Annotated in this window: 20 protein-coding genes; 12 read left to right on the top strand and 8 right to left on the bottom strand. The window is 67.7% G+C overall.

Going from position 1 to position 24,344, the window contains the following annotated elements; genetic code table 11:
* Window positions 1-29: 29 nt before the first annotated feature.
* Genes KA383_14375 through cyoE form a run of 4 tightly spaced genes read right to left on the bottom strand, consistent with a single transcriptional unit; the run spans window position 30 to window position 5,501 of the window.
* Window positions 30-1,268 (bottom strand): flippase-like domain-containing protein, encoded by a 1,239-nt coding sequence (locus KA383_14375; GenBank protein MBP7747304.1) that lies wholly within the window; start codon window positions 1,266-1,268, stop codon window positions 30-32.
* 55 nt (window positions 1,269-1,323) lie between these two features.
* Window positions 1,324-3,360, bottom strand: coding sequence for a hypothetical protein (locus tag KA383_14370; protein ID MBP7747303.1), 2,037 nt, complete (start codon window positions 3,358-3,360; stop codon window positions 1,324-1,326).
* Between the two features lie 49 nt (window positions 3,361-3,409).
* Window positions 3,410-4,495, bottom strand: a complete 1,086-nt coding sequence (locus KA383_14365) for a DUF3179 domain-containing protein (protein MBP7747302.1) — start codon at window positions 4,493-4,495, stop codon at window positions 3,410-3,412.
* Window positions 4,482-5,501: a heme o synthase gene (gene cyoE / locus KA383_14360; GenBank protein MBP7747301.1), complete on the bottom strand. Its 1,020-nt coding sequence runs from the start codon at window positions 5,499-5,501 to the stop codon at window positions 4,482-4,484. The genes KA383_14365 and cyoE overlap by 14 nt, the downstream gene beginning before the upstream one ends.
* Before the next feature lie 197 nt (window positions 5,502-5,698).
* Here cyoE and KA383_14355 point away from each other — a divergent pair, with 197 nt between their 5' ends.
* The 5 genes from KA383_14355 to dgt all read left to right on the top strand — a co-directional run bounded on the left by KA383_14355 (window position 5,699) and on the right by dgt (window position 12,730).
* Complete coding sequence (locus KA383_14355) at window positions 5,699-7,075, top strand: COX15/CtaA family protein (protein MBP7747300.1); 1,377 nt, start codon at window positions 5,699-5,701, stop codon at window positions 7,073-7,075.
* Between the two features lie 110 nt (window positions 7,076-7,185).
* The gene (locus KA383_14350) at window positions 7,186-9,351 is read left to right on the top strand and encodes an acetate--CoA ligase family protein (protein MBP7747299.1); all 2,166 of its coding nucleotides are present in this window, start codon (window positions 7,186-7,188) and stop codon (window positions 9,349-9,351) included.
* A gap of 73 nt (window positions 9,352-9,424) precedes the next feature.
* The gene (locus tag KA383_14345) at window positions 9,425-11,308 is read left to right on the top strand and encodes a GNAT family N-acetyltransferase (GenBank protein ID MBP7747298.1); all 1,884 of its coding nucleotides are present in this window, start codon (window positions 9,425-9,427) and stop codon (window positions 11,306-11,308) included.
* A gap of 143 nt (window positions 11,309-11,451) precedes the next feature.
* Complete coding sequence (locus tag KA383_14340; protein ID MBP7747297.1) at window positions 11,452-11,682, top strand: hypothetical protein; 231 nt, start codon at window positions 11,452-11,454, stop codon at window positions 11,680-11,682.
* 25 nt (window positions 11,683-11,707) lie between these two features.
* Window positions 11,708-12,730 carry a dNTP triphosphohydrolase gene (gene dgt, locus KA383_14335; protein MBP7747296.1) on the top strand — a complete coding sequence of 341 codons (1,023 nt, stop codon included), beginning with the start codon at window positions 11,708-11,710 and terminating at the stop codon, window positions 12,728-12,730.
* 99 nt (window positions 12,731-12,829) lie between these two features.
* On the opposite strand, the gene KA383_14330 is transcribed toward dgt, so the two are convergent.
* A complete protein-coding gene (locus KA383_14330; protein ID MBP7747295.1) occupies window positions 12,830-13,123 on the bottom strand; it encodes a hypothetical protein in 294 nt (97 codons plus the stop codon).
* Window positions 13,124-13,752: 629 nt separating this feature from the next.
* Between KA383_14330 and KA383_14325 the strand changes: the two genes are divergently transcribed.
* From KA383_14325 to KA383_14315, 3 genes are all read left to right on the top strand, one after another.
* Window positions 13,753-15,336 carry a glycine--tRNA ligase gene (locus tag KA383_14325; GenBank protein MBP7747294.1) on the top strand — a complete coding sequence of 528 codons (1,584 nt, stop codon included), beginning with the start codon at window positions 13,753-13,755 and terminating at the stop codon, window positions 15,334-15,336.
* A 104-nt stretch (window positions 15,337-15,440) separates the two neighbouring features.
* The gene (locus KA383_14320; protein ID MBP7747293.1) at window positions 15,441-16,493 is read left to right on the top strand and encodes a hypothetical protein; all 1,053 of its coding nucleotides are present in this window, start codon (window positions 15,441-15,443) and stop codon (window positions 16,491-16,493) included.
* Between the two features lie 35 nt (window positions 16,494-16,528).
* Window positions 16,529-17,755 (top strand): ABC transporter permease, encoded by a 1,227-nt coding sequence (locus tag KA383_14315; protein ID MBP7747292.1) that lies wholly within the window; start codon window positions 16,529-16,531, stop codon window positions 17,753-17,755.
* Between the two features lie 34 nt (window positions 17,756-17,789).
* Here KA383_14315 and KA383_14310 read toward each other — a convergent pair whose 3' ends face one another.
* Window positions 17,790-19,526 carry an NCS2 family permease gene (locus tag KA383_14310; protein ID MBP7747291.1) on the bottom strand — a complete coding sequence of 579 codons (1,737 nt, stop codon included), beginning with the start codon at window positions 19,524-19,526 and terminating at the stop codon, window positions 17,790-17,792.
* A 314-nt stretch (window positions 19,527-19,840) separates the two neighbouring features.
* Between KA383_14310 and KA383_14305 the strand changes: the two genes are divergently transcribed.
* From KA383_14305 to KA383_14295, 3 genes are all read left to right on the top strand, one after another.
* Window positions 19,841-21,013, top strand: coding sequence for a PEP-CTERM sorting domain-containing protein (locus tag KA383_14305; protein ID MBP7747290.1), 1,173 nt, complete (start codon window positions 19,841-19,843; stop codon window positions 21,011-21,013).
* Between the two features lie 91 nt (window positions 21,014-21,104).
* Complete coding sequence (locus KA383_14300; GenBank protein MBP7747289.1) at window positions 21,105-21,719, top strand: hypothetical protein; 615 nt, start codon at window positions 21,105-21,107, stop codon at window positions 21,717-21,719.
* Window positions 21,720-21,841: 122 nt separating this feature from the next.
* Entirely contained in the window at window positions 21,842-22,282 is a 441-nt protein-coding gene (locus tag KA383_14295; protein ID MBP7747288.1) for a DUF2203 domain-containing protein, read from the top strand.
* 30 nt (window positions 22,283-22,312) lie between these two features.
* Here the strand turns inward: KA383_14295 and rpiB are convergent, their stop codons facing one another.
* Both rpiB and KA383_14285 read right to left on the bottom strand, forming a co-directional pair.
* Window positions 22,313-22,777: a ribose 5-phosphate isomerase B gene (gene rpiB / locus KA383_14290; GenBank protein ID MBP7747287.1), complete on the bottom strand. Its 465-nt coding sequence runs from the start codon at window positions 22,775-22,777 to the stop codon at window positions 22,313-22,315.
* Complete coding sequence (locus KA383_14285; protein MBP7747286.1) at window positions 22,758-23,897, bottom strand: threonylcarbamoyl-AMP synthase; 1,140 nt, start codon at window positions 23,895-23,897, stop codon at window positions 22,758-22,760. Before KA383_14285 ends, rpiB begins: the two co-directional genes overlap by 20 nt.
* A 129-nt stretch (window positions 23,898-24,026) precedes the next feature.
* Here KA383_14285 and KA383_14280 point away from each other — a divergent pair, with 129 nt between their 5' ends.
* The gene (locus KA383_14280; protein MBP7747285.1) at window positions 24,027-24,335 is read left to right on the top strand and encodes a hypothetical protein; all 309 of its coding nucleotides are present in this window, start codon (window positions 24,027-24,029) and stop codon (window positions 24,333-24,335) included.
* The last annotated feature ends 9 nt before the right edge of the window (window positions 24,336-24,344 follow it).

The raw sequence follows: 24,344 nt of genomic DNA, 5'->3' as shown, positions 1-24,344 counted from the left end.
GCGGTGTGGCGGCGCAGGCTCGGGCGGAATCATTCGGGTGTGGCCGCGGTGCTGGCGGCGGGTTGGGCCGTGGAGTCGGCGGCTCCCAGCGAGGCCTGCGCTTCCGCGCCGAGGTGCGCCAGTTCGGCCTTCCCCGGCAGGTGCGCGCCGAGGATCGGGACCAGGACACCCGGGAGAGCCCAGACGAGCTGGATCAGGCGCATGGCTAGCGCCAGGGCGACGGCCTGGGCCGGATCATTCGCGAGGCCCCCTTGCGTGAAGAACTGCACATAGAACGCCTCCATGACGCCGAAGGCCTGCGGCGGCGCGATGGGAATGGCCGCAATCAGGAAGCCGATGGAGACGTAGATGAAGTAGTAGGACGCGTCGCCGTGCATACCCAGCGCCCGCGCCATGACGACCGCGCAGATCATGACGTTCGCCTGGAGCACGAGCGTCATGAAGAGCGACAGCAGGACGAGCGGCTTGTGCTGGCGCATCGCGACCGTGGCCCGCCCGACGCGCAGCAGCTGCTCGCCCATCGGCAGGTGCTCGGCGATCTGGCGGAGGTGGAACAACTCGCGCATCCGGCGGCTGAAGACGACGATCGAGCCGGCCGCCAGCACGGCGCAGAGGACGGCGAGCGACGCCATGACCTGGCCGAATTTCTGCCGGTCGTGCGTCAACAGGATGGAGACGCCGGCGATCAGCACCAGCCCGAGCAGTCCGATGGCGCGGTCGAGAAAGACCGTCGTCACGGTTTCGGTCTTCAGGTGCGTGTAGCGCGTGAGGTAGTAGGCCTTGATCAGGTCGCCGCCGGTCGTGCCCGGCAGCGCGAAGTTGAAGAAGTTTCCCACGAACGTGAGCTTGGTGGACGTCCAGAACGAGATGCGCACGCCCTGGATCGCCAGCATCACGACCAGTCGACTGCACTGGACCAGGCTAACGGGCAGGAACAGCAGGATCGCCCACAGCGCGCCGAGCTTGTTCGCATCGCGGACCACGCTCGCGATACCAAGGCGGATTTCCGGCAGTCGGCGCGCGCCGATCTCGGCGAAGAAGATCTGCTCGGCCGGCAGCGTCTCCTCGCGGCCGTTGCGAATCACCAGGAATTGCTCGTCACCCTCCTGCGCGACCAGCCGCACAAAGACTGGTTTGCCGTGCGCGTCCGGCGCGCTGAGCCGCACGTGGTCGTGCCAGTCCACGCACCGCACCAGGTACACAATCGCTACGGCGCACAGGCCGTAACGCAGGAACGGCAACAGCCACCGGAGCGCTGCCTTCTTCATGCGACGCACCGGGGCGCCGCCCTGCCCATTCGTGCGGGTTGCTTCATGCCCATACTCATTCGCGTGGCACCGCGTATACCTCAACGTCGCCCAGCCGGACTCCGGCCGGCGGCTCCAGGCGCCGCAGACCGGCCGCGGCCAGCGACGCCACCCAGTCGGGCGTCACCCAGTCCGCGAAGCCGTAGGTGCCCCGCAACCGCTCGATCTCGGCCCACGAAAATACCACAGATGAGACATTTTGGGTACGCAGCCACGCCACCGCTTCCGCTGGCGTCGCCGTCCGGCAGTATTCGAGCCAGGGGTCGCGGCTGAAGACGACTGTGTAGTGCACGTTGCGGGGCAGGTAGAACGCGCGCGCCTCGCCCACGATCCACGCCGATCCATCCGCCGGCAGCCAACCCTCCAGCGGCTGGCTCTGGGCGAAGCCCTCCGTCCCGCCCACGAGCTCCGGCAGCGCCACGCCGTATCGTTGCCAGGTGGCCACGTTGCGACGGAACTCCTTCACACAGTCGTCGGCGTTGAGAACCGCGCCCACCAACGCGATGCACGCCAGCACGGGGACGGCCACGTGTATCGACGCCTGCACGCCGCCGACCAGGAGCGCCAGCGGTATTACCAGGGGCAGGGCGAAGCGCCCCGGCATGTGCGTGAGCATCATCCAGAGCACGACGATCAGTCCGCTCCAGGTCAGCAGCAGCGCCGCACGACGCGACCAGCCGAGCGCCAGCCCGAACGCGGCAAGCAGAAACAGACCGGATCCATAGAAGCGCCCCGCCGGCAGTTCGTCCCATGCGCTGCGTAAGCGCGCGCCGAGCGCGCTGCGGTCGGCGCGAACCGCGTGGCCGTGCGACCAGCGCTGGTCCTGCTCGGCACTCCACGCCGCTCCGCCAAACCAGCGATAGGCAAACGGATACACCGGGTTTCCGGTGAACGCCGTGTTGCGGATGAGCCAGGGACTGAACGCGACCACCGCGCCCGCGACATACAGCGACAGCCGCCCAAGCCGCACCCGCAGCGGCGCGCGCCAGGCCGCCAGCCAGGCAAGTGCGAGCGCCGCGGCGACCAGCGCGAGCGCCGTGTACTTGCACCCGCCGGCCAACCCCGCGCACAGCCCCGCGGCGAGCGCTGTACGCCAATCCGTCGGTGTGTCCGGACGAAGCTGGTCGAGGACCAGCCCGGCCGCCACCGCCGCGAAAAACAGCATGCCCAGCTCGACGTAGGCGAGACTGCCCAGGTACACCAGCCAGGGGACCGAACCGCCGGCCAGCACGACGATCCAGCGCAGCCAGCCGGTCGGGGACCACGCCGCCAGCGCCACGACCGTTAGCACGCCGCAGGCGACGTGCAGCAACTGGCTCGGAATGGCGGCGGGCAGAACGCCACCCACCACGTGCATGAGGAGCAGGTAGAGTGATTCCATCTGCTGCGGAAACGATGCGTACACGTTGTGTGGGAGGAAGTGGATGCGGCCGGCGTCGAAGTACTCGCGCGGGACCTGGAGGTGGTACTCCAGCACGTCGTACCCGCGCGCCTCGCTGTGCCAGAGCATGCCCGGCGGCAGACAGGCGCCGAACAGCGCGATCGCCAGTGGCACCGCGAGCGGCAGAAGCAGCAACGTGCGCCCGACGGCCAGCCAGGGGGCTGACCCGCTCCTGACCTCGTCGCTGGCGCGTACTGGAATCCCCCCGACCACGCCCGGCATGTCGCAGCGCCGCCCGGCCATGGCCACCCGCGCGATGCCGAACACCGCGCCGGCCGCGATCAATCCCCACGCCGTCGGTCGGTTCAGGACGCCGGCGGTGCCCAGCGCCAGCGTTGCGCTGCTCAGCATGCCGAGCCCCAACGCGAGCGCCGCGCACACCTGCTGCAGCGCGCTGCGTCGAGCGAGCCCCAGCCACGCCGCCGGCCAGATGCCCCAACCACACCCGGCCAGAAGCACCGCGGCGACGTACAGCCCGTCGTGCAGCAGCACGATCCAGGCCGTCGCGCCGAGAGCCGTCACCAGCAGCGCTGTGACCACCAGCAGCGTGAGCAATGGCAGCGCGATAGCGCGGTCGATTCTCCTGGACATGCGCAGTGCCGGGGCGGACATGGGTGCACACGTTCCACCACCGCGTGCACGGCGTCAAGCGGGGCGCTGTTCAGCGCTCCAGGGCCAGGTCCGGGTGCAACGCGTGCCAAGCGAACCAGAAAGCGTAGATCGTCTCGACGTCGGCGTCGTGCGGCCAGACGGTCAGCGGATCGGCGCACACGGCGAACTGTACCTCGAGTCCATCGATCGTCCGCCGCCACACGTCCCCCACGCCGGCCTGCGCCACGATCTCCGGCACGGCGAACGCGTGCCAGCGGCCGGTCGTGCGCACCGCCAGAACCGGAGTTTTGGCGTGCGGACCGTCAGCCGGCGGCAGTGGCGTCACTGGAAAGTACAACTGGTCAGAGCCGAAGTACGGCTTGTAGCTGTTCTTGTACGCCTTCAGCCGCGCCGGATCGGGGGCGAGCACCGTCGTTTCAGGATGGCGATCCCGCCAGGCACTCCACGGCACGACTGCCGCCGCGACAATCCGCAGGGTGCGCCCCCGCTCGGCGGCCGGGCCTGTGATCGCGCGGGCCTGCAGCTGACTCCAGAGACTCTCGCCCCGCGAGCCCGGGCGGCGGTCGTAGAGCAGCAGGTTCGAGTTGTACAGCAGTCCACTGACGCCGAATTCAAGTGTCTCGTCGCCGACGCGGCGATCGAAGACCACGGCGCTGTCGCAAAGGGGGTTGTATGTGACCGCGAGTGACCACCCCCCGAGCGTGTCATTGACAACCTCGTGCCAGTTCAGGATGCGCAACGGATACGCCCGCGCAACGCCCTCCACGACGACGCCGATCACGCGCTCGGTGCCGACCAGGAACTTGCCCTGGTGCCGGCTGCGCAGCTCCTGCGAGTACGCGTCCGCCTCCGCCACGGTGAACACGCGCGGACTGGTCAGCGCCGGCAGACCGTCGCGTGAGAGGCCCGAGCCGACAATCTGCGCGCGCGGCACAAGGCAGGTAGTGAGGTCGAAGCGGTAGCTGGCGACGTCGTGTCCGTCTCCGACGCGCAGCGGCTGCCGCGCGATGCGGATCGCCCAGATCACCACGGTGGCCAGGCACAACGTCGCCGCGACCAGCACGAGCCAGCCACCGCTGCGCAAATCGAACAGCCGCGCGGATGGCGCCGTGACCGTCGGCTCAGCCTGCGACACTGCGCATCTCCTTCGGCGGCGGCGGGGATGGCGCGGCGCGCGCCGTGTGCTGCGGCGCAGTGGCGGCCAGCCCCGCGCGGTCCGCGACCCCGGACCGGCGGTCGATGAGCATCAGCCCCAGCAACATCGGCAGGTAGATCACGCTGGCCAGGAAGACGCGCCGCGCGGCGCCGCGCGACCGACACCCTTCCAGCGCCACGCCGGCCGCGAGAAACCCACCGCCGAGCAGCAGCGAGCCCACGCCGTACACCCAGCCGGCCACACCCAGAAAGGCGAGCGCCAGCGCCAGCGGCAGAATCAGCAGAATGTACACCACCACAATGCAGCCGGTGAGGTGCCCGTCCGGGTCCAGCACGGGGAGCATGCGGAAGCCGCCGCGGCGATAATCCTCGCGATGTATCCACGCCAGTGCCAGGAAGTGCGGGATCTGCCAGATGAACAAAATGCCGGCGAGCACCCAGGCCCCCGGTTCGAGCTGCCCGGCCGCCGCGGCCCACCCCACCAGCGGCGGCAGTGCTCCGACCACGGCCCCCACCAGCGTGTTCAACGGTGTCCGGACCTTCAGAGGCGTGTAGATCAGCACGTAGATCAGGAGCGTGGCGAGCGCGAGCAGCGCCGCCAGCGCGCTGACGGCGAGCGCGAGCAGCAGCGGGCCGACGGCGCCAGCCGTGAGCGCAAAAGCCAGCGCGGCCGTGTCCGTGAGTCGCCGGGACGGCAACGGGCGCCCGCGCGTGCGTTGCATGCGGGCGTCGCGCGCGACCTCGAGCCATTGGTTGAGCGCGTTCGCGCCCAGCGCCGCGAGGCTCGTGCCGAGCGCCGTCCAGGCGAGCTGCCGCCAGGCGACCGCGTCCGGACTGGCAAGCACGAACCCGACGATGGTCGTGAACAGGACGAGGGCACTGAGGCGCGCCTTGCCCAGCTCGAGAAAGAGGGGCAGCGTGCGTAGCCCTATCCGTGGCTGCAGGACCGATGCAGGGGCAAGTCCGTTCGTCAGGGGCCGCGGCACGCGGAGTCTCCTCCAGGCAACACGCCCTGATTGTAGTCCGGCACGGCACGACGTAAACGCAGCGCGCAACCCGAGCTACCATTGAGAACGACCGTGTCTGGCCGCGGCGGTGGCGGGCCGCTATCTTGTGCGGGTGCCCTTGTTTCGGGCCGGGCCGGGCACAGAACGCACTGATCGACGACCACGGAGCTGCAAGCGTGACGGCACAGACGGCGCGAGAAGACAGCGGCAGCGTGCTGGCGCTGGGGTTCGGAACGACGGTCGCCATGTGGGCGCTGGGCTATTTCTGCCGCCTTTTCGGCGACGCGCTGCCCGCCCCCGCGCTCTTCGGTCTGTTTCTGCTGTGCCAGCTCGCGGGCGGGTTCTTCGCCGGACGCCTGGCGCGCAACGGCCTGCGCACGGGCGTGCTGGCCGGGCTGCTGACCGGCGCGCTGAACCTGCTCATCGTCGGCAGCCTGATCAGCGGAGAGACGCCCAACGCCGTCAAGCACGGCGCCCTGATGTGGGTACCCGGCACGGTGCTGATCGCCGCGATTCTCGGCGGCGCCGGCGCCCTCGCCGGCCGCTCGTTCTATCGGGCCGAGCGCACCCCGTCGGACTGGCCGGGCGTATTCGCCGCGGTCGCCGTGGCGGCGACGTTCGTGTTGCTCGCGGCGGGCGGGCTGGTGACCGGCTTCGACGAAGGGCTCGCGGTCGTCGACTGGCCCAACACCGAAGGCTACAACATGTTCCTCTATCCGCTGGCGCGCATGACCGGCGGGGTTTATCTGGAGCACGCCCATCGGCTGCTGGGCTCGCTGGTTGGCCTGACGACGCTCGTTTTGGCCATCCACACGCAAGTGACCGCACGGGACCGGCGCATCAAACTGCTGGCCTGGACCGCCCTGCTGCTGGTGGTCATCCAAGGTATGCTCGGCGGTCTGCGCGTCACCGGCCGGCTCACTCTGAGCACGCAGCCCGCCGACACCAGCCCGAGCGTCATCCTCGCGATCGTGCATGGCGTCTTCGGGCAGATCGTGTTCGTGGCGCTCGTCGCCCTGGCGGTGTGTCGCGCGCGCGCCTGGTCCGTGCCGGTCACGCCCGCGTACGCCCCGGCCGCCAGCACCGATCGGACGTTCACCGCATTGCTGCTGATCACGCTGATCGGCCAGCTCGTGCTCGGCGCACTCGTGCGGCACTTCACCTGGGCACTGGACATCCTGCGCTATGGTCTCGCCGTGGACCCCGCGCGCCTGGCGGACATCGGGCAGTGGGCGCTCCACGCGCACATCACGTTGGCCGTCGTCGTCGCGCTGCTCGCGGTCGCCGTCGGCGTGCGCGCGTGGGGTTTGTACCGGACGATCCCGGTACTGAATCGCCTGGGACACGGGCTCCTGCTGCTCATCGGCGTGCAGATCGTGCTGGGCATCGCCGCGCTGATCGTCACCGGCGACGATGCGCCCCAGCGACGTCCGCGGGCCCTCGACGTGGCCATCACCACCGCGCACCAGGTGGTGGGTGCCGCCCTGCTCGCGCTGGCCGTCATGCTCCTGCTGTGGAATTATCGGCGGCTCACCACCCGGGCCGCGGCCTGACCAAGCCTCGGCACCTTGAATCCGGGCTGCACACCGCCCGGCGGCATGGTATGATGCCGGGTCCGCCGCCCCTGAGGCGGCCAGACAGGCACCCGCAGGAGTTGTACCTCATGAGCCAGACTGCCGTTACCGCCGCCGCTCCGCCAGCCGGGGCGTGTGACCTCGAACCCCTGTTCGCCCCGCACTCGATCGCCGTCGTGGGCGCGTCGCGTACGCCCGGCTCGGTCGGGAACGCCATTATCTCGAACCTCGTGTTCGGGGGTTACACCGGCGTGGTCTACCCCGTGAACCCGAAGGCCAAGTCGATCCTCGGCAACCGTTGCGTGCCGAGCATCCCGGCCATCGACGAGCCGGTCGATCTCGCGGTCCTGGTGATCCCGGCGCAACACGTGCAGGGCGTGGTCGAGGCCTGCGCCGACAAGGGCACCCGGCACTTCGTCGTGATCTCGGCCGGGTTCAAGGAGGTCGGCGGCGAGGGCATCAAACGCGAGCAGGACCTGAAGGCCCTGGCGACCGAGCGCGGCCTGACCATCGTCGGCCCCAACTGCCTGGGCATCATCAACACCGCGCCCACGGTCGCCATGAACGCCACGTTCGCCCGCGGCATGCCCGAGGCCGGCCCGTTCGGGCTTATCTCGCAGAGCGGCGCACTCTGCACCGCCCTGCTCGACTATGCCAAGGGCGTGGGCATCGGCTTCTCGCGCTTTGTCAGCTTCGGCAACAAGGTCGCGGTCAGTGAGAACGACCTGCTGCTCGCACTCGCGGCCGACCCGCTCACCAAGGCCATCCTCATGTACGTCGAGGAGCTCTCGCACGGGCAGAACTTCATCGAGACCTGCCACAAGATCACGCACGGCTCCAACCCGAAGCCGATCATCGCCATCAAGACCGGCCGCACGCAAGAAGGCGCCGCCGCCGCCGCCTCGCACACCGGCTCGCTCGCCGGGCGCGACGAGGTCTACGACGCGGTGCTGGCCCAGGCCGGCGTGCGGCGCGTGGACTCGGTCAAGGAGCTGTTCGACTGCGCCGAGGTCTTCGTCGACCCGGTGTTGCCGCATGGCCGCCGGACCGCGGTCGTCACCAACGCCGGCGGCCCCGGCATCATGGCAACCGACGCGTGCATCCGGAACGGTATGACACTCACGAAGTTCCAGGAATACACGCTGAAATCGCTGCGCTACCAGCTCCCGCCGACCAGCAGTCTCAAGAACCCGGTGGACGTGATCGGCGATGCCAAGCACGACCGTTACCGCGCGGCCCTCGACGCCGTGTCGGCCGACGAAGGCGTGGACCAGCTCATGGTCATCGTCACGCCGCAGACCATGACCGACGTCACGGCCATCGCCGACGTGATCCGCGAGACCAAGTCCTTCTGCGGCAAGCCGATCGTCGGCTGCCTCATGGGCCTCGTCGATGTTTCCGCCGGCGTGCAACTGCTCCGCAAGCACGGCGTGCCGGCGTACGCGTTCCCGGAGGACGCGATGAAGGCGATGGCCGCCAAGTGCCGTTTCGCCGAGTGGACGCGGCAGCCGTCGCTGGCGTACAAGACCTTCGAGGTCGATCGCCAGGCGGTCGCCGGGCTGCTGGATGAAGAGCTGGCGGCCGGCCGCAGTACGCTGGTCGAGTTGAAGGCCCTGGAGGTCTTCCGGCACTACGGCTTTCCGATCGTGCCGTACAAGCTCGCGACCACCGCCGACGAGGCCGCCGAGGCCGCGGCCAAGATCGGCTTCCCGGTGGTGCTGAAGATCTCCGGCCCCAGGATCCTGCACAAGACGGACGTGGGGGGCGTGCGGCTGAATCTGACGGACGAGGCCGGCGTGCGGACAGCGTTTGACGAGATGATCACATCGGTCCGCGCGAAGATGGGCGCGGACGTCGAGGTCTGGGGTGTGCTCGTCCAGAAGATGCTGCCGAAGGGCAAGGAAATCATCCTCGGCATGTCGCGCGACCCGCGCATGGGCCCGCTGCTCATGTTCGGCCTGGGCGGCATCTACACCGAGGCGCTGAAGGACGTCTCGTTCCGCCTGGCGCCGCTGCGCGAGAACGTGGCGCTCGAGATGATCATGGACATCCGCGCCCACAAGCTGCTGCGCGGCTTCCGCGGCGAGCCGCCGGCCGACATGCCGGCCATCGCCGAGTGTCTGCTGCGCCTTTCGCAACTCGTCACCGACCAAGACCGGATCAAGGAACTCGACATCAACCCGCTGATCGTCTATGCCAGTGGCCAGGGCGCCATGGTCGCCGACGCGCGGCTGATCCTCGCAGAGAACAAGTAACGCCGGCCCGTTGAGGACCGGCCATGCCTGCTGCCGGCCGGCCAGCGCCGGCGAGCTTTCGGAGAATCGTGCGATGTCCAGCAAATGGCGTGAAGTACACGCAAACAAGATCGTTCCCGCCGCCGAAGCCGTCCACAAAATCCGCGCCGGCGACCGCGTGTTCATCGGCTCCGCCTGCGGCGAACCGCAGGAACTGGTGCGGGCCATGGCCCAGTACGGCGACCACCTGGCCGACACCGAAGTCGTGCACGTCCTCACGCTCGGCGTGGCCCCGTATGCCCAGGCCAAGTACGCCGGCAATTTCCGCCCGAACGCGTTTTTCATCGGCAGCAGCGTTCGTGATGCCGTCAACGAGGCCCGCGCCGACTACACCCCGATCTTCCTGTCCCAGGTGCCCGGACTGATCCGCTCGCGGCGTTTGCCGATCGACGTGGCGCTGGTGTGCGTCAGCCCGCCGGACGACTACGGCAACTGCAGCCTCGGCGTGTCCGTGGACATCACGAAGGCCGCCGTCGAGACGGCCAAGATCGTCATCGCGCAGGTGAACAAGTACATGCCGCGCGCCCACGGCAACTGCTTCCTGAACGTGCGGCAGATCCACCATCTCGTCGAACACGACGAGCCGCTGCTGGAATGGCCGGTGGTCGCCGACGCGACCGACGACGTCACGCGCCGCATCGCCACCCACCTCACCCGCCTGATCACGGATGGCGCCACGCTGCAGCTTGGGATCGGCCGCATCCCTGACGCCGTTGCCGCGCAGCTCACCGACAAGAACGACCTCGGCATCCACACCGAGATGTTCTCGGATGGCGTGCTCAAGCTGGCCCGGGCCGGCGTCATCACCGGCCGCTACAAGACGATCAACCCCGGCAAGATCGTGGGCAGCTTCGCGGCCGGCAGCCGCGAGCTGTTCGAGTTCATGCACGACAACCCGCAGATCGAGATGCACCCGTCCGACTACACCAACCATCCCGTGGTGATCAGCAGCCACGAGAACATGGTGGCGATCAACGCCGCCCTCGAAGTCGATCTGACCGGCCAGGTGGTCGCCGATTCGCTCGGCCAGCTCCTCTATAGCGGCATCGGCGGGCACGCCGACTTCATCCGCGGCGCGGCTCTCGCCAAGAACGGCAAGCCGATCATCGCCATGCCCAGCACAGCCGACACGCCGCAGGGGCTGAAGTCGCGGATCGTGGCCACGCTGCAGGAGGGCGCCGGCGTCATCACCACGCGCGGCGACACGCACTACATCGTGACGGAATACGGCGTCGCCTTCCTGCACGGCAAGACGCTCCGCGAGCGGGCGATGTCGCTGATCAGCATCGCGCATCCGGACTTCCGCTCCGAGCTGCTGCACGCGGCCAAGCGCCGCCGCATCGTCTACCCCAACCAGATCATGCCGCCGGTCCAGGCACCGTACCCCGCGCAGTACGAAGAGACGTACACGACGCGCACCGGCGAGAAGATCTTCGTCCGCCCGATCCGGCCGGATGACGAGCCGATGATGCGCGAAATGTTCTACAATTTCAGCGAGCAGACGAAGTACCTGCGTTACCACGCGGCCCTGAAATCGATGCCGCACAACAAGATGCAGGTGTTCTGCACGATCGACTACGACACGGAAATGGCCATCGTGGGGCTTTACGGCCAGCCGGGCGCCGAGGAAGTCGTCGGCGTCGCGCGCTACATGACCGACCCCGAGCGCCTCGTCGCCGAAGTCGCCTTCACCGTCCAGGACAACTGGCAGCGCAAGGGCCTCGGGACGTACTTCTTCGAGCGCCTGCTGCACATCGCCCGCGAGCGCGGCATCCGCACATTCCACGCCTACGTGCTGGTCGAGAACAGCGGGATGCTCAAGATTTTCCATCGTTCCGGCCTGGTCGTGGAAACACAGACCGAGGGCGACGTCGTCCGCGTGACCATGAATATCCCGAAAGAGGCTGCGGCGAAGTAACGGCGGGCAGAGCGCGGCCATCCGAGCGCGACCCTAACAGAAACCGACTCTTGCTTGACGAAAGTCCGGGCGACGGGTAAGCTCTGCACGGACCGGTCGCACAGCGCAGCTCGCGCGCGGCGGCTCCAAGTCGAGGATCACTCATGGACCCCAACGAGATTCTGACGCTGGTGCGCAAGCGGCCGTTCGAGCCGTTTGCCATCCGCCTCCGCGACGGGCGCTCCATCGAGGTTCGCCATCCGGAAGTGATCGTTGTGGGCAAGCGTTCGGTCTTCGTCGGCCTGTACCACAACGGTGCTGAAGGCCTGGTGGATGACTGGGTCCTGATCAGCCCCGTCGCCATCGCCTCCCTCCATCCACTTAACGCCGCCTAGCACCATCGCACGCAGGAACCGCACCGTGGGGCAACTCGATTTCGCTCGCGAGCACCCCGATCCGCTCGCCGATTCCCTGCCGCCACTGCTGCTCGACCGGCAGCGCATCGTCCACGCCGCCGCGTTTCGACGCCTCCAGCACAAGACACAGGTCTTCGTCGCGCCCGACAGCGACCATTTTCGCTCGCGGCTCACGCATACGCTCGAAGTCGCGCACCTGGCGCGTTGCATCGCACTCCGCATCGACCTCAACGCCGACCTGGCCGAGGTCGTCGCGCTCGCCCACGACCTGGGCCACCCGCCGTTCGGCCATGCCGGCGAACAGGCCCTCGACGCCTGCCTCCGCGACCACGGTGGCTTCGAGCACAATCGCCATACGCTGCGCATCGTCGAGGAACTCGAGCACCCCTACCCCGAATTCCACGGGCTCAACCTGACCCGCGTCGTCCGCACCTGCCTCGCCTGGCACAGCACACCCTATGACCAGCCCGGCGCGCATCCGCTGCAGGACGAACAGCCGCCGCCCGCCGAATGCGCAGTCGTCGACCTTGCGGACCGGCTCGCCTACGCACTGCATGATTTGCAGGACGGTCTCTACGCGGGGCTGCTCGACCCCGCCGGCCTGCGCGCGGTAGAGCTCTGGCGCTGGGCCTATCGCGGCCCCGACGCCTGGCCCGGTCACCTGCGCCCCGCCATCGACCGCATCCAGACCTGCGTTCTGGACGACCTCGCATCCGCCCCGGCGCGGCCGGATTTTCTCCTCGCCTTGTCACCGGAAGTGGACGCCCAGCTTCGTCAGCTCGACCAGTTCCTCCAGACGCACGTCTACCGCAGCGCGCGCCTGCAGCACGCCGACGCCCAGGCCCGCAGCATTCTCACCGGCGTTTTTGCTGCCTGCGTGGCTCACCCCGCCGTACTCCCCGAACGCTTCCGCCGGCGAATCGCCGCGCATGGCCTCCACCGCGTCGTCGCCGACTACGTGGCCGGCATGACGGATCGTTTCTGCGTGCAGGAACTGACGCGCCTCGCCGACCTGCCCGCCGGCTGACCGGCAACCCGGCCCCCCGCAAGGCATTCCTTCAATAGGCCGACGCCGGACTCCCCCGGGCCCGGCGTCGTAGGAGGACTCTGGAAACAACGGTGCGTGCTACGCGCTCGCGCGCCGCAGTTGAGCCTGGCTGCGGATCAGCAGATCCGTCAACCGCTCGTAAACCACCTCGAGCTTGTGTTCCGTGAGGTATGTGCCCGACTCGATCTGTCGCCGAATCTCAGCGATCCGCGGGTCGTCCAGCGTCGCCAGCGCGTCGGTTACGGTCATGCCCGTGATCTCGAACACATCTGGCGTGTCCGCGGGCGTGACCTGCTCCGGCGGTTCGGTGGCGACCGACACTCGCCGAACCGGGGGCACGCCACCAAAGTTGATGCCTGTTACCTGACTCATGACTTCGCTCGCTTTCTGGCCCAGCGTTTCCTGAGAACGCCGCCAAGAACACGACACACCGTCGCGGCTTCACTTCCCGACCGCGGGCCTCGCCCGGCCCGGTGTGTCAACCAACCCCGGGGCACACCCGTGCCCACTGATTTTTTTATCGACCGGCGGGACGAAGCACTTTGGCGACAGGATTAATTCGGTCCGGTTTCTGTCGCGCGCGCAAAGCCTTTATTTCATGGAGTTTGACAGAATTAACAGTCAGTCGCGTATTGATGTTAAGATGGGCAATACGTAATCGCGCTCGATGCCAAAGTCCGGGAATAAATTATTCATGCATGTTTTGCGCGGCTGGCAGCGGCAACGCCCCATAACCGTGACAACCCACAGGGTGTGGAGCGCGTGGATTGTGGCCGGCCTTCGCCACGAGGCCTCGCGTTCAAGCCCGCGCTGGGCAGCGGTACGCGCGGCGAAGATCCGCAACCGTCCGCCGCGCGGCGTTGCGCGCGGCGCTTTGCACGCGCGCGCTGCCCCTCTATGATTCGTCGCCAACAGCCGATCTACGAGTGGCTGAGATTCGGCACCTGACGGCCAGCGCGTCGCCCGCAGAAAGGAACACGATGCCCGCCGACACCGCGTTTATGGACAAGCTCACCGCGCTCTGCAAGCGCCGCGGGTTCATTTACCAATCCAGCGAAATTTACGGCGGCATCGGCGGCTTCTGGGACTACGGGCCGCTCGGCGTCGAACTCAAGCGCAACATCAAGGACCTCTGGTGGCACGACATGGTCACCAACCCGCCGATCGGCCCGGACGGGCACGAGGTCGAGATGGTCGGCGTCGACTGCTCGATCATCATGAACCCGAAGGTCTGGGAGGCCAGCGGCCACGCCACCGGCTTCGCCGACCCGATGGTAGACTGCAAGAGCTGCAAAGCGCGCTTCCGGCTCGACAAGGTGTTTCATGTTGTCGTCAGCCGCGCTGCCGGCGCTACGGAACTCGCGCACTTCTCGGTCGAGGCGGATTCCGCGGCAGGCGCACGGGACGCAGCTCAGACGCAGGCCAAGAAACTCGCGAAGAAGCATGGCGGCGGCGAGGTGGTCGTCGAGGCCATCCCGTTCAAGGACGTAATTGACGCGCAGCTCGCCACGCTGAAATGTCCAGCGTGTGATGCGCAGGGCAGCCTTACCGAGCCGCGCGCGTTCAACCTGATGTTCGAGACGTTCGTCGGCGCGGTGCAGGACGCCTCCGCCAAGGCTTTTCTGCGGCCCGAAACCGCCCAGGGCATCTTCGCCAACTTCAAGAACGTCCTCGACACGACGCGGGTGAAGGTCCCGTTCGGCATCGCGCAGGTCGGCAAGTCGTTCCGCAACGAGATCAACCCGCGCAACTACACGTTCCGCTCGCGCGAGTTCGAGCAGATGGAAATCGAGTTCTTCTGCCACGCCGCCGACTCGATGCAGTGGTACGAATTCTGGCGCAACGTGCGCTACAACTGGTACGTGAACCTCGGGCTGAAGAGCGAGAAGCTCCGCCTGCGTGACCAGGGGCCGGAGGAGCTGGCCCACTACTCGAAAGCCTGCGCCGACATCGAGTACATGTTCCCATTCTCGGAGGAGTTCCAGGAGCTGGAGGGCGTCGCCCACCGCGGCTGCTTCGACCTCACGCAGCACCAGCAGCACAGCGGCAAGGACCTGACGTACTTCGACAACGACGCCTGGGAGCGCGACAAGGCCAACTTCCCCACCGACCAGCAGAAGGACGTGAAGAACAAGGAGCCCTACCGCTTCCTGCCGACGGTCATCGAGCCGTCTGCCGGCGCCGACCGCGCGACGCTCGCGTTCCTGTGCGAGGCCTACACCGAGGACCAGGCTCCCAACGACAAGGGCCAGATGGAGACGCGCGTGCTCATGCGCTTCCATCCCAAGCTCGCGCCGACCAAGGTCGCGGTGTTCCCCCTCGTCAACAAGGAAGGAATGCCCGAGATCGCCGAGGCGATCTACCGCGACGTGAAACGCCACATGACGGCGTTCTATGACGACAAGGGCGCCATCGGCCGGCGCTACCGCCGCCAGGACGAGGTCGGCACCCCCTTCTGCGTCACGGTTGACGGCGACACGCTGAAGGACGGCACGGTCACGATCCGCGACCGCGACAGCCTCGCGCAGGTGCGTGTCAGCAAGGACGGCGTCCGCGCCTGGCTGCGGGAGAAGCTCGGCCACTGACCTGTCTGCCCCGTTGTCCTGTGACCGCTTCGGGCCTATCCTTTATGGGGCCGTGGTCCGGTCCGGCGTCTGCCCGGCCACCGCAGCCTCTGAGGAGAGCAGCGATGTACGCGCACAGGCGGGTGTTCGGCGTTGTCACCATTGCGTCCGTGGTCTGCCTGGCAGGCGTGGCGCGGGGTGAGATCAAGTCCATCGCCGGCACGGTGGCCGTCGAGATCAGTGAATTTCGCGCCACCAGCACCAGCGGGACCGACGCCGCCGAGGCCAGCTACCCGGATCCCAACACGGCGCTACCCCTGCAGGTTGTGGCGCGGCTCGGCGCCGTCGACAGCCAGGCCGCGGGCTCGGTGGCAGCGCAGTTCGCCGATCCGCTGACGGCGTCCGGCGACAACCCGGAAGAGTTCGCCATCAACCTGACGCTCAACAGCCTTTCGCCCGAGCTCTACTACACGGCACACGCGGTCACCGAAGAGGTGCGCGAGGTCGTGTTCTCCGCGGCCGAGGCCGGGGTGCCCGTGGGCACGACCCAGCGTTACCTGGGGCGCGTCTATCTGGACGGCGTGCTGGCCGTGTTCGCGGTGAATGACGCCCGCGACCTCAGCGGCGTCACGCTGACGGTGCAGGTCACCGTGACGCAGGAGCGTGCGGACGCCGAGCCGCTCGAAGTGTTTGCCGGCACGCTGACCATCACCGGCGGGGCTGAGCGTCAGGTGTCGATCGCGGCCGACGGGGACATGCCCACGCGTGGCATCCTCGACGCGGATCTGTCGGACTTCGACGCGGAGCTGGGCGTGTTCCGCGTATTTGTGCTGCCCAACCTCGTGCTCAGCTACCCCTACAACGTCACGGTCGGTTCGCCATTCACCCTGCGTGCCAAGATCCAGGCTGACGCCGCCAACGTGCCCGATGGCGTCGGCGTCTCCGTGATGCTCGGCACGCCGCTGGAGACCTTCGCCGAAGTTGTCACACTGACGCGCAGCGCGGCGGCGGCGAGCGCGATGCATAGTGCGATCGCGGCGGAATGGGCGGAGCCGACCGGTGAGCCGGCCTTCGCGCCCACGCCGGCGCTGCTGCCCGCGTGCGGCCTGTTCGGCTTGGAAAGCCTGCTGGGGCCGCTTGGGCTGCTTGCCCTACGAAGGAGATTCGTGACGCATTGACCGCGCGGGCCGCGGCGGCGCGTCGCTGACCAAGGATGTTCTACCTCCGGCTCATCATTACCTCGCTCCGCAGCCTGGACTCGCACTTTCTGCGTTCGCTGCTGGCCACGCTGGGAGTGCTGATCGGCGTGTCGTCCGTCGTGGCGTGCATGTCGATCCTCGAGGGCGCCTCGAACGACATCTTTAAGCGCTTCAAGTCCCTGGGCGCGAACGTGCTCTTCGTGTTCCCCGAATCCGCGCGCATCGAGGGCCGCATCGTCGGGTCAGCCCAGACACTGACGCTCGAGGACATGGGCTTTCTGATGCGCGCCCTGCCCAACGAGCTGGAGCGCATTGCCCCCGAGGCGATCGGCGGCTCGACCGTCAAACGCTTCCAGAAGAGCATGGACGTGACCATCGTCGCCACGTCGAGCGAGTACTTCGAAATCCACGAGTTCAAGACCGAGCGCGGCGGGCGGCTCTTCGCGAAATCCGAATCCGACAGCCCCGACTCGGCGCTCGCCCTGCTCGGCGCCCAGGTCGCGGAGAAGCTCTTTGCCGGCGCCGACCCCGTCGGCCAGACCGTCAAGCTCGGCGGGGCGACGTATCGCATCATCGGCGTGCTCGAAAAACGCGGCAGCCTCGGTTTCATCAACGCCGACCAGACCGTGTACATCCCGATCGAGGCCGGCCTGAAACGCTTCTTCAACCGCAAGTGGCTGAACCGCCTGACCATCTCAGTGAAGAATCCCGACCAGCTCGAGGACCTGCAGAACCAGGTCAAGCGCGAACTGCGCAAGGCCCACAAGATCCGCCCCGGCCAGCCCGACGACTTCGGCATCTTCAACCAGGAAGAGGCCCTGCAGAATATCAACCAGGCCATGCTGGTCTTCAAAATCGTCTTCTACAGCATCGCCGGCATCAGCCTCGTCGTCGGCGGCATCGGCATCATGAACATCATGCTCGTCTCCGTCACCGAGCGCACCCGCGAGATCGGCGTGCGCATGGCGGTCGGCGCTCGCCGCAGCGACATCCTCGTGCAATTCCTCGTGGAAGCGCTGGTGATCAGCCTGCTCGGCGGCTCACTCGGGCTCCTGCTCGGCGCGATGTTCGCCGACGTCATGGAAAACGTGCTGAAGCACATGAACTTCAAGACCGAGATCAACGCCACCATCATCATCACGTCCATCGCGACGGCGACGATCGTCGGCGTGATCAGCGGCATCTACCCGGCCTTCAAGGCCGCGCGCCTCGACCCCGTGGACGCGCTGCGACACGAGTAGCCCCCGCCGGCCCGGTCACCGCGGCCATGCGCTCCTACGTCGAATCCGGCACCTCGGCGTCGTCCGGCGGCGCGGCTTCGTCCGAAGGTGCGGCCCCCGGCGCCGCGCGCCGGGCCCGCAGCGCCGCCAACGCCAGCACCACCGTACCCAGCGCGTAGCCCACGGCGATCGGATAGGCCCGGTATGTGAAGGTCGCGCCCGTCGGTGCGGACGCCGTTGGCGCCGTGCTCTGCCAGACGAACAGCTCACGAATGACGTTGCCTTCCAGCCGGAACGCGTGCACGAACCCCAGCGCCGTGAGCACCGCCGCGGCCCCGCACCAGACGGCGGCGGCGGCGTAACGCCGGTCGACGAGCGCCGCCCCGATCGCCGCCAGAATCAACGTGACGATGATCCACGCGGAATTCGCGCCGTTCAGCGTCAACAGCCCCGGCAGCCATTCGGTCGGCATGCCGTGCTGCGCGCCGTTGACGAGGTCGGCCAGCGTCTGCCCGCCGGCGATGCCGAAGTACATCCCGGCGTAGGTGATGACGAACGAGGCGAGGGCCGGGAAGAGCGCGATCGCGACGGCGGGCGCGTGGGCGCGGGGCGTCGCCTGGAACGCCTGGGCGGTGATGATGATGCCGATGTACATGACGATCGCAGCGCCCGCCTCAATCGGGATGAGCTGAGCGATGAACGGCCCCAGCCCCAGCAGGAAAACCGCCGCGAAGAAGACGCCGTTCAGCAGCGAGTAGCCTGCCCTGGCCCCGAGCGCCTTCCAGCCCGGGTGGCCGATGTAGATCGTCGTCGGAAAGCACGAGCCGAACAGCCCGGCGCAGATACTGCCCAGCCCGTTGACCGCCAGCGACGGGCCGGTCGCGAAGCGATCACCGCCCGCCTCCGCCGACTCGATGTTCTGCAGCGAGCCGATGACGTTCATCACGCCCATGGGGATTGAGACGGCGAGGAAGCTGACCACCAGCTCAGGCTGGCCCAGCGCGTCCAGCAGCTCCCGTCCGCAGAACACCGGCGCAATCCAGCCGAAGCCGTGCAGCGCGTCGCGGAGCCCCAGCGCGGACATCGCCACGCTGCCGAAGCCGTAGCTGCCGGCGTCGAAGTTCCAGTGCGGCCCCAGCAGCGTCGTACCCCACGCGATCGCCGTCCCCAGCAACACCGCGAGGAACCCGCCGGGAAAGCGCCCCGGGAAGCGATAGCGGGCGAAGTACGCCAACAGAAGCACCACCAGCGGCAGCAGTCCCACCAGCGGCCGCGTGTAGATGCGAAACGCGAAGTCGCCGGCGATGAACGTGATCCCGATGCCCGCCAGCACGCCAAGCAGCGCGGCGCGCGGCGTCACGCGCCGGAGGTGCTCGCCGTAGAACGCCCCGGTGAGCTCGATGATGCCGCTGACCAGGCAGGCCAGCAGGCCGGCTTTCCATGCCAGGTCGTAGCTGCCGGTCGCGCGATACACCGGACCCATGATGAAGTACGCATAGGCGATGACCGAGGGTGTGTTGATGCCGTACGGCAGCGCCGTGCACGTCGGGTTGTTGTGGCGCCGCGCGACCCAGTGGGCCTGTGCACCGTAGAACAGGTTCCCGACAATGAGGCTGATCGCCACGCCCGGCAGCATACGGGTGAAAATGAACTCCACCGGCAGGCCGGCGATCGCCGTGCACAGCGCCACGATCAGCAGCACCTGCACCAGGTTGTCAACCATCAGGCCGAAGAAGCCGTCGAGATCACCGCGAACCCACACCGGATAGCGAATTGTCGCCGTGTCGGACATGTCTGGCTCCGTCACGTCCCCAATCGACCGTGCCAGCGCGCATCGTATGACGCCGGTTACGGCCGCTCAAGCCCGCGCGACCGGCCGGATGCGCCGAATCACGAGCGTCCGGACGGGTCTACCTCTGCCAAGCAGGCGAACGGGGCCGTTTCGCTGCAAGGCGGCTGCCTTCGCTTGAAGTCGGTTACGCCGCGTGCATAGACTATGTGGTGAAGCGTCGATAGACGGGAAATCGCACATCAGTTCCGTCACTACGGTGTCCTGACGCCCATCCGTGGGTCACGCACGGCAATTCGGCACAAGGAGGTTGATCGATGGCGGGAACACGGCAGGCGTGCGCCAAGGTCATTATCGCAGTCACCCTTCTCGCTGCTCTGCAAGCCACGGCGCGCGCCGAATACCTGCCGAGCTTCCAGGGCCTGGGCCACCTGACCGGCGCACCGCACGCGAGTGTCGCCAACGGCGTGTCGGCCGACGGCACTGTGGTCGTGGGCGTGCACACGATCGACAACGGCAACGCCCGTGCGTTCCGCTGGACGCCCACCAGCGGCATGGTCGCGCTCCCGTCGAGTGCCGAGAGTGTTGCCTACGCCGTGTGCGCCGATGGCTCGGCCATCGTGGGTAAAGCCAAGGGCATGTACGGCGCCGACTACGCCGCATGCTGGACCGACAACGGAATGGTCCAACTGCCAGAGCTTCCCGGAGGTGGGTATGGCGGAGCCAGCGCCTTCGGTATCTCGGCCGACGGAGCCGTGATCGTTGGGGCCGACTCGGCTTCCAACGGGACCGAGGCGTTTCGTTGGGATTCCGCCGGCATCATCGGCCTCGGCGACCTGGCGGGCGGTATCTTCCAGAGTCATGCATTTGATGTCAGCGACGACGGCAACGTGATCGTGGGCTGGAGTTACTCCGCGGCCGGGGGGGAGGCGTTTCGTTGGGTACCTGGAAGTGGCATGACCGGCCTGGGCGACCTGCCAGATGGCTGTTTCTCAAGTGTCGCGAACGCGGTGTCGGCTGACGGGCTCGTGATCGTCGGGCGCGGTTGCTCTGAAAGCGGACAGGAGGCGGTACGCTGGATGGGCACAGGCGGTCCACTGTCTCTCGGCGATCTGCCTGGTGGTACGACGGAAAGCGAGGCCTTTGCTGCATCTGGCAACGGCAGCGTCATCGTCGGACGCGGCACGACAGACTCGGGACGGGCGGCTTTCATTTGGGACATCGTGCACGGCATGCGTAGCCTCGCGGACGTCCTCACGCAGGAATGCGGCCTTGATCTGGCAGGGTGGCAACTCGAATCGGCGAAGTGCATCTCTCCCGACGGTCTGATCATCGCCGGCTACGGCAAGAACCCCGGCGGTGAGACTGAGGCGTGGATTGCGCGCCTGCCCGAGCCGGGCACTGGCGCCCTCGGACTCTGGGCCGCCGCGCTACTCGCTTGGCGCAGGCGAACACGAGCCGCTGCGGTGCCGCGTCGGCTGGCCCGATGACAACCAGTCCGTCCTCCGAGTATCATCGGCGATCCCGGCGGCCGGTCGCAGCTGGCCCCCGGGGCGAATTGCCCGCACACGGAACGACGCAATGCCGATTCAATTCTGTTGCACGCAGTGTGGCCAGCCGATCGAGGTCGATGACGAGCACGCCGGCAAGACCGCGGCCTGCCCCTATTGCCGCCTGACGCTCAGCGTGCCGCTTCAATCGACATACAACCCGGAGTCCGCGGTGATGGCCCGCCCCGCCGACGGTCCCGCCGTACCGGACACCACCATGCCGTCGCCCTACGCCGCGGGGCACCGTCCGCCGACCCCGCCACACCGCCAGCGCGTGGCGCGCACGTTCGGCAGCTACGCCTTGCTCTGCACCGCACTCGGCGCGCTGTTGTTCTGCGTGGGGGTGGCGCGCGGCTTTCAGTTGCTGGCGGCGGCGGGTGTCTTTCAGCCCACGTCGCAGCCTTCGCCGCAGGACCTGATGCAAATCCAGATGAAGATCGCGCCGGACCCATGGGTGATCGGCCCACAGATCGGCGGAGCATTCTTCGCTCTGGCGGGCCTGACGCTCGGGATCATCAGCCTCACACAATCGCGCCAAGGCAACTGGCAGGGCATTCTGGCGACCGTCCTGTGCGGGCTGTTCTTCTTGTGCATCTGCTCAGGCACTGTGCTGTCCGCAGTAATGGGGTTCGGAAGCGCCGGATGAGCTGGATGTTCCTAACGTATTCCGCTTGAATAGGTTGCGCTTGGCTGTGTTGACGCAGCCCCATCGACGGGCTACCGTCCAGAGACGAGCCGAGACACTGGACCGCAGGCCAAGGAGCCCGCATGGCCGCCAACCAGGCGCCCGCGTCCAACGCCGCCAACGCTGTCGCCGAAGCACCGTTGTTCACTCTCGAACGCGCCAACCGCGCCCTAGTTCTGGTGCGCAGGATCGCGGCGGCGATCGTCAGCCGTTATGACGACCTGGCCGAGCTGCGCCGCGAACGCGCCGAGTATCCCGAGCACGCCACCGGCCTGGAACGCGTGCAGGAACTCGCGACGCGCATCGACGACTGCGTAGCCGAACTCAACGAACTGAACCGCGAACTGTCCGCCGTCGGCTGCGTGCTGAAGGACTGGCGAACCGGACTCGTGGACTTCCCCGCCCTGCACCGTGGCCGGCAGGTCTGGCTCTGCTGGCAACTCGGCGAGCCGTGCATCTCGCACTGGCATGAGTTGGACGTCGGCTATGCCGGTCGGCTGCCGATCGACGAAACCTTCAGCTAGGCGCCGCTGCCGCCCCTCGCGTCCGCCGCGTCAGGTGGAGTGACCCGCCGAGTCGTGGGTGCGCTCGTACTCGCGAATCTTCTCGACACGCCGTGCATGCCGGCCCCCTTCAAACTCCGTCTTCAGCCACATCCGCACGATGCTCTGCATCAGCGCGTCGCCGACCAGGTCCGCCGGCAGGCAGAGCACGTTCGCGTCGTTGTGCCGCCGCGCCATCTGCGCCGTCAGCTCGTCGTGGCACAGGGCCGCCCGCACGCCGTGGACCTTGTTCGCGGTGATCGACATACCGATGCCGCTGCCGCAGAACAGGACGCCGCCGTCGACCGCGCCATGTGCCACCGCCTCCGCGACGGTCAGCGCCGGCTCGGGATAGTCGCAGGGCCGGCTGTCGTGTGTGCCGACGTCATTGATCTCGACGCCCATGCCCTGTAGCAACGCCTTGATGCGTTCCTTGGCCTCGAAACCCCGGTGGTCGCTACCAATCGCGATCTTCATCCAGGAATTCCTCCACTCGCGCGGTCACCGCACGCTCAATCTGTTCGGCGCAGCGACGATACTGATCCGCCGATCCGCCCATCGGGTCCGCCACTGGTCCAGTCTCATCCAGCAGCCACACTCGTCCGGCCGCCGCCGGCACCAGTTCCAGGATAGCCGCGCGATGCTCTGGCGACATCACGTAGATACGCTCCGCGCGATGGATCAGCTCCACGGTCACCGGCTGCGACCGGTGGCCGCCGCCATCCACCCCCCGCCGAGCCAGTTCCTCCATCGCCCCGGGCGAGGCCACGCCACCGCGCAGCGACATCGTTCCGGCCGACGACACCACATAGCCCGCGGCCGCCAGTTCATCCTCGCGGCACTCCAGCCGCTCGGCCAGTGCCCGCCGGAACAGGTACTCGGCCATCGGCGACCGGCACGAGTTGCCAGTACACACGAAGAGAATCTCGCTCCGCGCCATCCGCTGCACTACCCGCTCATCCACCGCACCGGCCCGCAGGATCCGCCAGCCATTGCCACGCACCTCCACGATCGTCGATGCCGCGCTGTGCCGCGTCGGGCCGGCGTCGATCGCATAGTCAACCAGCCCGTGCAGGTCCCGCAGCGCCTGCTGCAAATCCAGCGGCGCCGGCTGGCCCTGCCGGTTCGCGCTGCTGGCCACCACCGGCACTTCCGCTTCGTTCAGAAAGCGGGTCGCGGCGGCGTGGTCCGGGCAGCGCAGCCCAACCAGGCCCTCATGATACATCCCCGCCAACTGCGCGGAATCACACAGCGTGGCGATTTCCGTGCGCTCCGGCGCCGGCTCTTCGCACACCAGCGTCAGCGGGCCGGGCCAGCCCTTTCGCATCAGCCGGCGCGCTACCGGCGACGGGTCCGTGAGGAAACGGCGGGCGTGGCGCCGCTGGCCGATGTGGACGGTAAATGGCTGGTAGTCAGCCCGGCCCTTCGCCGTTCGCAGTCGGGCCACTGCATCCGGGCGCGCGGCACTGGCCGCCACGCCGTAGACGGTCTCCGTGGGAAACACAACAAGGCGGCCGGCCCGCAGTGCCTGCACGGCGTCGCCCAGCGCGGACGCGTAAGCGTTTATGTCAGAAGCGTTTATAATCTGCGCGCTCAAGGCACTCTCGCACGCGGCAGCTCGTTTAACGCGTTGCCGCACCCGACCCGCGGGCTCGCCGCTTGCAGTCGACGTCACTCGCCACTATATTACTGTGCTCCGTACTTTCGATCCACTGGAGTGGTACCGATGACCATCACGCCCGGCAAGATCGTTTCCATCGAGATTACCGCGCTGCCGCGCACCGAGGCGGCCCGCAAGACGCTCACCCGCCTGTTCCGCCGGGATCCCGAGTTGGCTCGCGTTCACCGCCAGCAGAAGCGCCATCGGCCTTCCTGGCAGACTTGGCGCCGCGGTGGACGCATGTGGCATCACCAGATGAAATCGGAACCGCCCGTCAAGCTGCTTCCCGGCCGGCGCCTCTCGCTCCTGGCGACCGTGGACACGATCCGCGACATCGAGAGCCTGGCGCAGTGCGTCAAGGTAACCGCTGGCTGATCCAAAACC

It is taken from the genome of Phycisphaerae bacterium, from assembly GCA_017999985.1.
GTDB lineage: Bacteria > Planctomycetota > Phycisphaerae > UBA1845 > Fen-1342 > JAGNKU01.
The sequence above is the reverse complement of the archived record's forward strand: the minus strand, read 5'-3'. Positions and strand labels throughout refer to the sequence as shown.